At 71.9% G+C, this 13,267-nt stretch carries 9 protein-coding genes; 5 read left to right on the top strand and 4 right to left on the bottom strand.

Going from position 1 to position 13,267, the window contains the following annotated elements; translation table 11 throughout:
• Window positions 1-4: 4 nt before the first annotated feature.
• The 4 genes from CXR04_RS09080 to CXR04_RS09095 form a co-directional block, all read right to left on the bottom strand.
• The gene (locus tag CXR04_RS09080) at window positions 5-2,026 is read right to left on the bottom strand and encodes a hypothetical protein (RefSeq protein ID WP_101421348.1); all 2,022 of its coding nucleotides are present in this window, start codon (window positions 2,024-2,026) and stop codon (window positions 5-7) included.
• Window positions 2,023-3,504 carry a bifunctional cytidylyltransferase/SDR family oxidoreductase gene (locus CXR04_RS09085; protein WP_199850613.1) on the bottom strand — a complete coding sequence of 494 codons (1,482 nt, stop codon included), beginning with the start codon at window positions 3,502-3,504 and terminating at the stop codon, window positions 2,023-2,025. The genes CXR04_RS09080 and CXR04_RS09085 overlap by 4 nt, the downstream gene beginning before the upstream one ends.
• A 182-nt stretch (window positions 3,505-3,686) precedes the next feature.
• Entirely contained in the window at window positions 3,687-5,249 is a 1,563-nt protein-coding gene (locus CXR04_RS09090) for a glycosyltransferase family 2 protein (RefSeq protein ID WP_234380125.1), read from the bottom strand.
• Window positions 5,250-5,339: 90 nt separating this feature from the next.
• Window positions 5,340-6,713: a cation:dicarboxylate symporter family transporter gene (locus tag CXR04_RS09095; protein WP_101421350.1), complete on the bottom strand. Its 1,374-nt coding sequence runs from the start codon at window positions 6,711-6,713 to the stop codon at window positions 5,340-5,342.
• 136 nt (window positions 6,714-6,849) lie between these two features.
• Here CXR04_RS09095 and CXR04_RS09100 point away from each other — a divergent pair, with 136 nt between their 5' ends.
• The 5 genes from CXR04_RS09100 (at window position 6,850) to CXR04_RS09120 (ending at window position 13,123) form a co-directional block, all read left to right on the top strand.
• Complete coding sequence (locus tag CXR04_RS09100; protein WP_101421351.1) at window positions 6,850-8,952, top strand: sensor histidine kinase; 2,103 nt, start codon at window positions 6,850-6,852, stop codon at window positions 8,950-8,952.
• A complete protein-coding gene (locus CXR04_RS09105; protein WP_101421352.1) occupies window positions 8,949-9,650 on the top strand; it encodes a response regulator in 702 nt (233 codons plus the stop codon). The genes CXR04_RS09100 and CXR04_RS09105 overlap by 4 nt, the downstream gene beginning before the upstream one ends.
• Window positions 9,651-9,863: 213 nt before the next feature.
• The gene (locus tag CXR04_RS09110; RefSeq protein WP_101421353.1) at window positions 9,864-11,204 is read left to right on the top strand and encodes an ABC transporter substrate-binding protein; all 1,341 of its coding nucleotides are present in this window, start codon (window positions 9,864-9,866) and stop codon (window positions 11,202-11,204) included.
• A gap of 23 nt (window positions 11,205-11,227) precedes the next feature.
• Entirely contained in the window at window positions 11,228-12,214 is a 987-nt protein-coding gene (locus tag CXR04_RS09115; protein ID WP_101421354.1) for a carbohydrate ABC transporter permease, read from the top strand.
• Window positions 12,215-12,217: 3 nt separating this feature from the next.
• Window positions 12,218-13,123 (top strand): carbohydrate ABC transporter permease, encoded by a 906-nt coding sequence (locus CXR04_RS09120; protein WP_101421355.1) that lies wholly within the window; start codon window positions 12,218-12,220, stop codon window positions 13,121-13,123.
• Window positions 13,124-13,267 lie beyond the last annotated feature (144 nt).

Consider the following 13,267-nt stretch of genomic DNA (forward strand, 5'->3'; position numbering starts at 1 on the left):
TCCTTCAGACGGCGCGCTCTAGATTGCGGCGCTCGGACTTCTCCGCCAGCGCGCGCACCGCCTCGCCGAAGCAGACGACGGAGGCGGGCTCGTCGGGTCCGAGCAGGTATTCCTTCAGCTCCTCGCGCGCACCGCGCAGCGGGTCGGCCGCGGGGTCGGGGACGGCGGCGAGCAGCTCGTCGATCCTGGCGGCGTCGGGGGCGAGGATGACCGCCGCCCGTACCGCGGTGTTCTGGCGCTTGAACTCCTGCTCCCCCAGGCCCGCCGAGTCGGTCACCGCGTACGGCTTGCCGCTGGCGATGAAGTCCGACACGACGCTGGAGATGTCCGAGACCATGCCGTGCGAGGCGTTGAAGCAGTCGTACAGCCGCGGCCGGTCGCCGGTGACGACCCGGTGCTCCCACCAGCCGAAGGAGCGCCAGTAGGCGTCGTTCCACTCCTCCTTCAGCCGGGCCGCCTCCGCCTCGCGGGCGGGGTCGACCACGGCGTCGCGGGAGGTCTGCGCCTCGTCGGCGGCGTCGTCGGTGAGGCGGCCGAGCCGCTCCAACTGCGCCTCGATACGGGCCAGCTCGGCCCGCGCCGCCTCCCGCTCGCCCTGCTCGGCCGCGGCGGCGCGCACCCAGCGGGGGTCGGCGGCGCGCTGGGTGCGGGCCTGCTCGACCATGGCGACGATGCGCTCGTGGGCGGCCTTGGCGAGCGGGCTGACCATGCCGGTGAACGGGTGCGGCTTGTACAGCACGCGCACCGGCGGGTCGGCGGCCAGCAGCCGGCGGACGATGTTCTCGCCGGCCAGCATGAGCGAGGTGTTGCCCGGGTCGTCGGTCCAGCCCTCCCACGTCGGCGCGTAGAGGATGGTCGGGATGCGGTCCGCGGCGGGCGCCTCGGCGGGGCGGATCGGCGCCAGTTGCGGTCGGCCGACCTCCACTATGGCGTCGTCGCGGACACCGACGTCGGCCAGCGCGTAGCGGTCGCGCCCGGCCCGTCCTGCGGTCCACACCTCGTCGTAGACCTTGGCGTACGGGTTGATGCTGGCGACCTTGTCGCTGTCGCCGTGGCCGATGAAGACGTGCTTCATCGTGGGCACCCGCAGCAGGTGGATGTTCTTGCCGACGTTCGCGGGGTACAGCGCGACCCGTACCGACGACAGGTCCATGTTCATCAGGTGCACCGCGGACGGCACGCACGCCACCGGCACGGTGGTGGAGGCAAGACCCGGCAGCGTGTGCTGCTCGCGCACGATGAGCAGCGGCCGCTCGTCCAGTTCCTCCAGCGTCTCCAGCCACATGTTGATCTGGTACGTGGACTCCTTGGTGCCGGAGAAGTAGAGCACCAGGGTCGGCCGGTAGGCGCGCAGCCACTCGTCGAACCACTCCAGCACCGCGTCCCGCTTCGGCGGCAGCGCGCCGGGCCGCAGGTGGTACGCCACCACGAGGATGTACAGCAGCGTCAGGCCCAGCGTCACGGCCATGCCGGCGTAGCCGTACCCGCCCCGCCCGGTCTCGGCGGCGACGAGCACGCCCGTGACGGCGAACAGGTCGAGGTGCTGGACCTTCTCGGCGGCACGGTGGGTGAGCACCCGGGGCGCGGCGTCGGAGATGCCGAGCGGCGCCAGGTCGATGTTGCGGGTGACGACGGGCAGCTTGCGGCGGTTGCGCAGCAGCGTCAGCAGGCCGCTGTGCGGCGCCTGGAGCGTCGCGATCAGGGCGAAGCAGGCGATGGCCTCGTAGCCCAGGGTGTCGCCCGCGACGCCCATCCGGGCCAGCAGCAGCACGAGCAGCAGTTGCCGCAGCATGAAGCGGAGCGTCAGACCCGCGCGGGCCCGGGAGAGCCGGGTGAGCAGGTAGACGTTGCGGCGGTGCAGGAAGTGGTCGGAGACGTAGCTGACCGCCGCCACCACGGCGAACATGCCGAGGCTCGGGATCAGCGCGGCCACGAGCATCAGCGGGTACGAGACCAGCATCAGGGCGGCGGCGGCGAACTCCGCGGGGCTGCCGACCCGGACCAGGCGAAGGAGCGCCCCGGTCACTGCACACCCGCCTCGGCGCCGCCCTCGCTGCGGTCGAGCACGGCGGCCAGCGCGCGGTCCACGCGCGAGCCGCGGGTCGGATCCTGCTGCCGTACGTCGATGACGTGGCCGGTCATCTCCGAGAGCAGCACGTCGAGGGAGGTGCGGGCGACGGCCTCGGAGGCCAGCAGCGAGCCGGCGGGCTCCTCGCCGAACGCCTTGGTGCGCATCGGGGTGGCGGTGCGCTCGGGGTTGATGCAGTTGACGCGGACGCCGTCACCGGCCCACTCGTCGGCGAGCGCCTGGGTGAGGTTGACGACGGCGGCCTTGGTGGAGGAGTAGAGGCTGTACTCGGCGCGGCCGCGGGTGTAGCTGCTGGAGGTGTAGAGCAGCAGTTGGCCGCGGGTCTCGGCCAGGTACTTGTGGGCGATCCTGGCTATCTGCACCGGGGCGAGGTAGTTGACCCGCAGGGCCTCTTCGAGGGCGGCGTCGTCGGTCTCGGCGAGCCGGCCGATGCGCAGCACGCCGGCGGTGTTGACGACGTAGTCGACGCGGCCGGTCTCGTCGTAGGCGCGGCGCAGCGCGGCCTCGATGTCGGCGGGGTTCTCCACGTGGGTGCCGGTGGTGGAGCGGCCGAGCGGGTAGACGTGGGCGCCGTAGCGGCGGGCCAGCTCGCAGATGTCGCCGCCGATGCCGTACGAGCCGCCGAAGACGACGAGCGTGCGGCCCTCCAGCAGGCGGCGGTGGGCCTCCTCGTCGCTGTGCTCGGGAGCGGAGGTGGAGGCGAGCTGGAAGAGCTTGTCGGCGATGAAGACGTCGACGGGGTGGGTGACCTTCATGTTGTACTCGTCGCCCGCGACCACGTGGATCGGCACGTCCGGCAGGTACTTCAGCACCACCGAGCAGTCGTCGGTGGCCTGGAAGTTCGGGTCGCCCGCGGCCACCTCGTACGCCCGCCGGATGGTGGAGAGCTTGAACGCCTGCGGGGTCTGCCCGCGGCGCAGCCGGGAGCGGTCCGGGACGTCGGTGATGAACTCGCCGTCCTCGCCGTGCCGCCGGGTGACGATGATCGTGTCGGCGGAGGGGATGGCGACGTCCACGGCCTGGTAGCGCTCCAGGGCGGTGACGCAGTCGGCGATGACGCGGGCCGACAGCAGGGGGCGTACGGCGTCGTGGAAGAGGACGTTCGCGTCCTGGCCCTCGGCGAGGTCCGCGCCGATCTCGGCGATGGCGCGCTCGGTGGTCTCGTTGCGGGTGCCGCCGCCCTCCAGCACGCGGCGCACCTTGGTCAGCCCGGCCTTGGCGACGATCCGCTCGACGTCCTCGACGTAGCCGGGGGCCATGAGGACCAGGATCTCGTCGACGCCGTCGGCCTGCTCGAAAACCGTGAGCGTGTGCTCGATCACGGTCTTCCCGGCGATCTTCAGCAGTTGCTTGGGTATGGAGAGCCCCACGCGTTGCCCCGTGCCGCCCGCCAGTACCACGGCGGTGGTTCGGATGGCCTGGCCGGACGTACTCGCTGTCGGCTCCGTGGGGGCGCCTGTCGACACTGCTGCTCCTGGTGGTGATCGTGAGCGTCAGCCGAATTCGGAGTGAATTCAGCTCGACTGAAAGACATCCGAATGATGCGCAAAGTTGTACCCGGTTACGAGCTACGCACGAGATCGTCACCTCCCCGTGATCAGGAAGCCGGGCGCACCGCTCCCCGGTTGCCCCGGCCGAGCCACCCGAGCAGCGCCCGCGCGGGGTTCGCGCTCTCTACCCGTACGGCCTGCAAAGGCAGCTCCGACCTGCTGTTTCCCGCGATCCGCAGGGCGAGGTGCCAGGTGCCGGGCCGGGGCAGCCGGATACGGGCCGTGAACGCCTGCTTGCCGCCCGCGCCGGAGGCGGATGTGGCGGTGTTCACATGCTCGTTGGGGGGTGCCGGGACGGCGACCGTGACCGTACGCCCGTCGCTCTCGCGGGTCGCCGTCAGCTCCAGCGCCACCGCGGGCAGCCGGACGCGGCGCCGGCCGCGGACCGATAACACCCGGGAGTCCCGGCGGTCCTGGGCGACGGTGACGGACCCGGGCCGGATGAAGGAGCGGGCGCCGACCTGGCGGGTCACGTCGAACACGGCGTCGGGCAGGCCGAGGCGGGAGTCGCGGAAGTACGGGTAGTGGGCGAAGACCCGGCCGCCCTCGACGGTGAAGTCGGCGGGCGCCAGCCAGCGCACCGGCTTGGCGCCGCCCGCGCGGTCGAGCGCGTCGCGGCGCCTGCCGATGTACCGGACGACCGCCACCGCCTCGTCGTACAGCCCGCGGCGCACCAGCTCGCCCTGGAGCCGGACGATCGCCGGGAGCTTCGCGATCGCCGTCTCGCTGTACCAGCGGGCGACGGGCTCGTGCAGCGCAGCGAACATCCGGCGGGAGCGGTCAGGGTCGCTCTCGCGCTGTACGCCACGCAGGGCGCGCTGGAGGTTGACCCCGAAGAGGCGGGTGAGGAGGTGGTCGCGGCGGGGGCCCGCGGGGGTGTTCTCGCCGACCAGGGCGAACATCGCGGCGAGCGTGCCGGAGCCGCCGGGGCCGGGGCGGGGGGCCTTGCGGACGGTGGTGGTGAGGTTGCCGCCGTCGTCGCGGAGCACGTAGTACACGCAGTCGTACGAGGCGAGCACGGAGATCTTCGCCGCGTGCAGGTACGCCTTCGTCACGAAGATCTGGTCCTCGCCGGTGCGCAGTTCCTCGGGGAAGCGCAGCCCGTGCCGCTCGATCAGCTCGCGGCGGAACAGCTTCATGGGGTTGAGCACCCAGAAGACCCGGGAGCCGTAGAGGTCGGCGTCGGGCTGGTCGCGCTTGAACATCGACGTCGGCGGCTTCCGCCCGCCGACGCCGACGAGCTTGCCGAGGACGACGTCCGAGCCGTTCTCGTCGGCCATCGCGGACATCCGCTGGAGCGCCTCGGGGCCCAGGTAGTCGTCGGCGTCGAGGAAGAACACGTAGCGGCCGCGGGCCAGCGGGATGCCGGCGTTGCGGGGGGCCGCGGGGCCGCCGGAGTTCTCCTGGTGCACGACGCGGACCCGCCCCGGGTGCTGCCGGGCGAAGCGGTCCAGCTCCTCGCCGGTGCCGTCGGTCGAGCCGTCGTCGACGGCGACGATCTCGACGGCCTCCGGCGGCAGGCTCTGCCCGAGCACCGATTCGACGCACCTGGTCAGGTACGGCATGGCGTTGTACGCGGCGATGACCACGCTGACGTGCGGCTGCTCCACTGGCCCCCCAGCCCGTTCTCGATGTTGCCCAAGGAGACCGGTCCGGGGGGCGAATGGTTGTCCTGTGTTTCCGTATTCGTAACGGGTTATTCAGACCTTGACGGGCTGCGACCCCGGCTCCAGCGGCGTGTCCGCAGGCTCCTCCGGCTGCTCCGCCGGCGAGGGCGCGTGGTCGTCCACCAGGGTCGCCTCGTCGAACGGCACCCGGCCGGCGAGGACCTCCTCGACGCGGTCCTTGTCGATCTCCTTGGTCCAGGTGCCGATGAGGACCGTGGCCACGGCGTTGCCCGCGAAGTTGGTCAGCGCCCGGGCTTCGCTCATGAACCGGTCGATGCCGACGATCAGGCCGACGCCGTCGACCAGTTCGGGGCGGTGCGACTGGAGCCCGCCGGCCAGGGTGGCCAGGCCGGCGCCGGTGACGCCGGCGGCGCCCTTGGAGGCGACGATCATGAAGACGAGCAGCGAGATCTGCTGGCCGATGGTGAGCGAGTCGCCCATCGCCTCGGCGATGAACAGCGAGGCCATGGTGAGGTAGATGGCGGTGCCGTCGAGGTTGAAGGAGTAGCCGGTCGGCACGGTGATGCCGACGACGGGCTTGGAGACCCCGAGGTGCTCCATCTTCGCGATCAGCCGCGGCAGCGCCGACTCCGAGGAGGAGGTGGAGACGATCAGCAGGAACTCCCGGGCCAGGTACTTCAGCAGCCGGAAGATATTGATGCCGGTGAAGAACTTCAGCACCAGGCCGAGCACCACGAAGACGAACAGCGCACAGGTGGTGTAGAAGCCGATCATGATCATGGCCAGCGACTTCAGCGCGTCCACGCCGGTCTCGCCGACGACCGCGGCGATGGCGCCGAAGGCGCCCACCGGGGCCACCCACATGATCATCGCGAGCACCCGGAAGACCAGCCGCTGGATGTGCCCGATGCCGATCAGCACCGGCTCGCCGACGCGGCCCATGGCCTGCAGCGCGAAGCCGACGAGCAGCGCCACGAACAGTGTCTGCAGCACCTCGCCCTCGGTGAACGCGGAGACCATGGTGTGCGGGATGATCCCGAGCAGGAACTCGGTGGTCGACTCCGCGTCGCCGGCGGCGGCCTGGTCGGCGCCCGCGCTGCGGGTCTCGTCGGTGATGTGCAGGCCGTCGCCGGGCTGCACGATGTTGCCGACGACCAGGCCGATGGCCAGCGCGGCGGTGGACATCACCAGGAAGTAGCCCAGCGCCAGCCCGCCGACCGCGCCGACCTTGGCGGCTTTGCGGACCGAGCCGATGCCCAGCACGATCGTGCAGAAGATGATCGGCGAGATCATCATCTTGATCAGGTTGACGAAGCCCTCGCCTATCGGCTTGAGCTCCACGGCCGCGTCCGGCGCGGCGAAGCCGACGAGGACGCCGGCCAGGACGGCGACGATGACGGCGAGGTAGAGAAAATGGGTGCGGTCCCGCTTCACGCGGCCCGCCACGGGGGTGGGTGCAGCCACGTCGCTGCCTCCTCACGGCTCGGGTTCCCTGCGGTTCCGGTGAATATGTCGGCCGCCGCGGACGGCGTCACCGTTGCGTTCATTTCGTTCACGTGACCGGTCCGGCGACACTGGAGCCATGCGCCTCCCCCGTCCCCGCAGCCTGGCCGGCCAGCTCTTCGCGATGCAGGTCGTGCTGGTCACGCTCATGGTGGCCGGAGCGGCGGTCTTCATGTACGTCACGGCGCACGACCGCGCGGAGGAGGCGGCGGCCCGGCAGGCGGAGTCCACGGCGCGGTCCGTGGCGGCGGCGCCGGGGGTCGCGGAGGCGGTCACCGGCGGCGGGAACCCCTCCGACGTCCTGCAGCCGTACACCGAGCGCGCCCGGCGGGGCACCGCGGTGACCTTCATCACGATCATGGCCCCGGACGGCACCCGCTACACCCACCCCAACCCGGACGTGATCGGCGAGGCGTTCCTCGGCCACACCGCCCGCGCGCTGAACGGCGAGACCTTCACCGAGACGTACACCGGCACGCTCGGCCCGTCGCTGCGCGCGGTCACGCCGGTACGGGCGGACGACGGCCGGATCGTCGGGCTGGTGAGCGCGGGGATCACCATCAAGACGATCAGCGACGAGGTGCGGCGGCAGCTCATGCCCGTGCTGTACGTCGCGGCGGGCGCGCTGGCGCTGGCGGGGCTCGCCACGTACCTGATCAACGCGCGGCTGCGGCGGCACACGCACGGCATGAACGCCGGTGAGCTGAGCCGGCTGCACGACTACCACCAGGCGACGCTGCACGCGGTCCGCGAGGGCCTGCTGATGCTCGACGGCGCGGGGCGGATCGCGCTGGTCAACGACGGCGCGCGGGAGCTGCTCGGCATGGGTGCCCGCGGCGAGGTCGTGGGCCGCCCGGTCGCGGACCTCGGGCAGCCGGGCCCGCTGACGGAGGCGCTGCTGTCGCCGGGGCCGCGGGTCGACGAGGTGCACCTGACCCGGGACCGCACGGTGGTCGTCAACACCTCGCCGGTCACGGGCGGCGAGCACCGCGGCACGGTCGTCACGCTGCGGGACGTCACGGAGCTGCAGACGCTGACGGGCGAGCTGGACTCGGTACGGGGCTTCGCGGAGGCGCTGCGCTCGCAGGCGCACGAGTCGGCGAACCGGCTGCACGCGGTGGTCTCGCTGATCGAGCTGGGGCGGACGGCGCAGGCGGTGGAGTTCGCGACGTCGGAGCTGGAGCTGGCGCAGACGCTGACGGACCGGGTGACGGGCGCGGTGACGGAACCGGTGCTCGCGGCGCTGCTGCTGGGGAAGGCCGCGCAGGCGAACGAGCAGGGGGTGGAGCTGGTGCTGAGCCCGGACAGCCGCATCGACGACGGCGTGCTCCCGCCGACGCTGCCGCCGCGGGACCTGGTGACGGTGCTGGGCAACCTGATCGACAACGCGGTGGACGCGGCGGCGGAGGGCGCGAGGACCCGGACGGCGTCCGGGGTACGGGACACGGCGCAGCCGCAGGTACGGGTCACGGCGCTGGCGGCGGACGGGGAGCTGCTGCTGCGGGTGGCGGACGACGGCCCGGGGGTGGACCCGAGCTGCGCGGAGGAGGTCTTCGCCCGCGGCTGGACCACGAAAACCCCGGGCCCCGCAGGCCGCGGCCTGGGCCTGGCCCTGGTCCGCCAGGCCGCCCGTCGCCACGGCGGCGAGGCAAACCTGACGAGCGGGGAGACGGGCGGCGCGGAATTCACGGTCCGCCTGCCCCTGGGCCGCGGCCCGGAGCCGATGGCGGCGCTCCCGGGGCCCGGAGCGGAGGCGGGAGCAGCAGCGGACGAGCCGGACCCGGGTACCGGCCCGCCGCTGAGCACGGAGGCGGGAGCGGAGGCGGGAGCGGAGGCGGGAGCGAAGGCGGCACCGCCCCCGGCAGACCCGGCGACGGACAACCCGGACCCGGGCGGATCGACCCCGGCGGCCCCGCCGGCGGCCCGTATCCCCGCGGAGGACGAGCCCACGCCGAAACGGCACGCCGCCGACCCCGCTTCGAGCCCTCGTCGCCCCGCGGGTCCATCCGGCCCACCCCCGCGTTCTGTGCCCCGCACCCGTGCCGCGGAGCCGGGCCCCACGCCACCCGCCCAGCCCGCGAACCTGCCCGATCCAGCCGCGCGTTCGGCCCGCCGTGCCCACACCGGCCACCCGTACCCCCGGCGCCCGGCGGACGCCGACGGCCGCCGGGGGGACCGGTGACCGCCTCCGGGCGCTCCGCGCCCATTCGGGTGCTGGTCGTCGAGGACGATCCCGTTGCCGCCGATGCGCACCGGCTCTACGTCGAGCGCGTGCCCGGGTTCGCCGTTGCCGGGGCCGCGCGGTCGCGGGGCGAGGCGGCCAGGCTTCTCGACCAGGTGCCCGTCGACCTGATCCTGCTCGACCTCTACCTCCCCGACGGCCACGGCCTCGCCCTGCTCCGCTCGTTGCGTACCGCGGGGCACGCCGCCGACGTCATCGCCGTGACCTCCGCCCGCGACCTGGCCGTGGTCCGCGAAGGGGTGTCCCTCGGCGTCGTGCAGTACGTGCTGAAGCCGTTCGCCTTCGCCACCCTGCGCGACCGCCTCGTCCGCTACGCCGAGTTCCACGCCGCCGTCGGCGAGGCCGGCGGCCAGGACGAGGTGGACCGCGCGCTCGCCGCGCTCCGCGCTCCGGCGCAGGCCGCGTTGCCCAAGGGGCTGTCCGGCCCCACCCTCGCCGCCGTCACCGACGCCCTGCGCCGGGCGGGCGACGACGGCCTCACGGCCACCGCCGCCGGCGAGGCCACCGGCACGTCGCGCATCACCGCCCGCCGCTACCTGGAGCACCTGGCGGAGACCGGCCACGCCGTCCGCGCCCCGCAGTACGGCCAAGTGGGCCGCCCCGAGCTGCGCTACCGCTGGTCCGGCTCCCGCCCCTGACGGCCCGTCACGCGACTCCGCGCGAAAGCTTCCGGCCCGCCGGCGGCTGAAATCAGTCGGTACAGCACGGGAAACCGTCGGTACAACAACGTTGTCACCGATACGGGACAGCCCTTGTCAGAAGGATTGACCGGACATCCGGACAGCCGTACTTTCTCCGCATCCTCGCCCGAGCCGCAGGGAGGTCCCGCCGTGCACCGTCCCGTTTCCCCCATGCTCGCCACCGCGCTCACCGCCGTCCTCGCCGCCACCGCACTCTCCGCCTGCGGAGACTCCGGCAGCGATCCGGACACGATCAGAATCCAGTTCAAGAAGTCCACCGACGCCAAGAACAAGATCTTCGACCGCGAGATCGAGGCGGTGAAGAAGGAGTTCGAGGAGAAGTTCCCCGGCAAGAAGGTCGAACTGATCCCCGTTCAAGTGCCGGACGAGCAGTACTACACCAAGGTCCAGCAGATGCTGCGGTCCCCCAAGACCGCCCCCGACCTGGTCTACGAGGACACCTTCCTGATCAACTCCGATATCGCCGCCGGGCTGCTGACCCCCCTCGACGACTACCTCAAGGACTGGAAGGACTGGGGCCAGTACGTCGACACGGCGAAGACCGCCGCGCAGGGGCAGGACGGCAAGACGTACGGCGTCCCGGACGGCACCGACACCCGCGGGCTCTGGTACAACAAGGAGCTGTTCGCCGAGGCCGGACTCCCCGTCGACTGGCAGCCGAAGACCTGGGACGACGTCCTGGACGCCGCCCGCACCATCAAGCGCGAACTGCCCGACGTCATCCCGCTGAACGTCTACACCGGCAAGCCCGCCGGCGAGGCCGCCTCCATGCAGGGCTTCGAGATGCTGCTGTACGGCACGGGCGCGGACCCGCTGTACGACCCGAAGTCGAAGAAGTGGGTCGCCGGCAGCCAGGGCTTCACCGACGCCCTCGACTTCGTGCACACCGTCTACAACGACGGCCTCGGCCCCGACCCGCAGGACGCCCTCGACCCCAACGTCGGCACCAAGGTCGGCACCGAGTGGCTGCCCGAGGGCAAGCTCGCCATCGACCTCGACGGCTCCTGGATGTCGAACAACTGGCTGGAGACCGGCCCCACGCCGTGGCCGGAGTGGACCGAGGTGCTCGGCCAGGCCGCCATGCCCACCCAGAACGGCGAGGCGCCGGGACGGGTCAGCATGTCCGGCGGCTGGGCCTGGTCCATCCCCGCCAAGGCCAACAACCCCGAGCTGGCCTTCGAGTTCATGAAGGTCGCCCAGTCGCGGAAGAACAACACCCGGCTGACCATCGCCAACGGCCAGATCGCCGTCCGCGAGGACGTCGCCGCCGACCCGGACTACCAGGCGTACGTCCCGGGCGTCGAGTTCTTCACCGGCCTGGTCGAGGACACCCACTACCGCCCCGCGCTGCCGGTCTACCCGCAGGTCTCCACCGCCATCCAGGAGGCCATGGAGCAGGTGACCACGGGCGACGCCTCCGCCGAGGACGCCGCCAAGGGCTATGACGAACAGCTCGATTCGATCACCGACGGCGAGGTGGTCGAGAAGTAGCCGCCCGAGCAGCCCGAGAGGCCATGGTGAGCAAGCACACCCCCGCCCCCGCCGGGCCCCGGGACGCCGCCGGTGCGGCGCGCGTCCCCGGCCAGGCGGGCGGCGGCCGCCGCCGCACCGGACCTTCGAAGCACCCGCAGCCGCCCAACTCCGTGCTGCGCGCGCTGCTGCGGGCGCTGCCCGTCGGTCCCTCCGTCGTCCTGATGCTGCTGTTCCTGGCGGGCCCGATCGCGTACTGCGTGTGGATCGCCTTCACCGACCTGCAGTTGTCGGGCCAGGCCGAGTCGTCGTTCGTCGGCCTGGAGAACTTCCGTACCGCCTTCGGCGACGAGGGCTTCATCAACGCCGTCTGGCTGACGCTGGTGTTCACGATCCTGTCGTCGATCGTCGGCCAGAACACGCTCGGGCTCGCGCTCGCGTCGCTGATGCAGCGGGCCTCGAAGACGGTACGCACCGTCACCGGCGCCATCGTCATCACCGCCTGGGTGGTGCCCGAGGTCGTCGCGGGCTTCCTGCTCTACGCCTTCTTCCGCCGCGAGGGCACGCTCAACTCCGTACTGGACTGGCTCCATCTGCCCAGCCAGAACTGGCTGTACACGCTGCCGATCCTGGCCGTGTCGTTCGCCAACATCTGGCGCGGCACGGCGTTCTCGATGCTCGTCTACTCCGCCGCGCTCTCCGAGATCCCGAAGGAGATCACAGAGGCGGCGGAGGTCGACGGCGCGGGCGGCTGGCGGAAGCTGTGGCACGTCACGCTGCCGATGATCCGGCGCTCGATCGCCACCAACCTGATGCTCAACACCCTGCAGACCCTTTCGGTCTTCGGGCTGATCTGGGCGATGACCCGCGGCGGACCCGGCGACCGCAGCCAGACGCTGCCGCTGTTCATGTACGAGCAGGCGTTCAAGAACAACCTGCTCGGCTACGGCACGGCGGTGGCCCTGCTCCTGCTGCTGGTGGGCGCCCTGTTCTCGCTGGTGTACATGCGGATGCTGCGTACGGAGGTATGAGCGATGCCCACGTCCACGCTCACCCGCGACACCCCGCCGCCCGGCCCCCCTGCGCCCCGCAGGCGCGGCCCCGGCCGCAGGCCGGCCTCGCGCCGGAACAGCCGGCGGCTGGCGGCCGACCTGTGCCTGCTGCTGGCGGCGCTGGCGTTCGTACTGCCGCTGGCCTGGCTGCTCTTCTCGTCCGTCGACGCGGACTCGGGCCTGACGGCCCGGCCGCCCACGGACGTCACCTGGGACAACTTCGACGCGGTGATGACCACGGACATCACCTTCCGCCCGCTGCTCAACAGCCTGATCCTGTGCGGCTCGGCGACGGCCATCACGGTCGTCGCGGCGGCGCTGGCGGCGTACCCGCTGTCGCGCTACAGCTCGCGGCTGAACCGCCCCTTCATGCTGACGATCCTCTTCACCACCAGCCTGCCGATCACCGCCATCATGGTGCCGGTCTACGGGCTCTTCGTGCAGATCAACCTCATCGACACCATGTCCGGCACGGCGTTCTTCCTGGCCAGCTCGCAACTGCCGTTCGCGATCTGGCTGATGAAGAACTTCATGGACGGGGTGCCGAAGGTGCTGGAGGAGGCGGCCTGGACGGACGGCGCGTCGTCGATGCAGGCGCTGGTGCGGGTCATCCTGCCGCTGATGGGCCCGGGCGTCGTGGTGGTGACGGTCTTCTCGTTCATCATGATGTGGGGCAACTTCTTCGTCCCCTTCATGCTGCTGCTCAGCCCGGACCAGATGCCCGCCTCCGTCTCGATCTTCGAGCTCTTCGGCAACATGGGCTCTGTGGTCTACGGGGAGCTGGCCGCCTTCTCGATCATCTACTCGGCGCCGGCCGTGCTGCTGTACGTGCTGATCGCCCGCCGCCTCGGCGGCGGCTTCGCGCTGGGCGGCGCGGTGAAGGGCTGACGGTGCGGGGGCGGGGTGCGGTGAAGGGCAGACCGGGGCCTGGCCGGCCCTCCACCGCCGCCCGCGGCGGCCGCCCGGCGCGCCTGGCGGGAAGCCCCGCCGGGCGCGTCCCGTACGGCCACGGGGACGGACCTACCCGGCGGG

Source organism: Streptomyces sp. CMB-StM0423, assembly GCF_002847285.1.
In the GTDB taxonomy this organism is placed as follows: domain Bacteria; phylum Actinomycetota; class Actinomycetes; order Streptomycetales; family Streptomycetaceae; genus Streptomyces.

What these genes read in the sequence shown, in the direction of transcription:
- CXR04_RS09100 (WP_101421351.1), top strand. Translation starts at nt 6,850, where the DNA reads ATGCGCCTCCCCCGTCCCCGCAGCCTGGCCGGCCAGCTCTTCGCGATG.
- CXR04_RS09110 (WP_101421353.1), top strand. Translation starts at nt 9,864, where the DNA reads ATGCTCGCCACCGCGCTCACCGCCGTCCTCGCCGCCACCGCACTCTCC.
- CXR04_RS09115 (WP_101421354.1), top strand. Translation starts at nt 11,228, where the DNA reads ATGGTGAGCAAGCACACCCCCGCCCCCGCCGGGCCCCGGGACGCCGCC.
- CXR04_RS09120 (WP_101421355.1), top strand. Translation starts at nt 12,218, where the DNA reads ATGCCCACGTCCACGCTCACCCGCGACACCCCGCCGCCCGGCCCCCCT.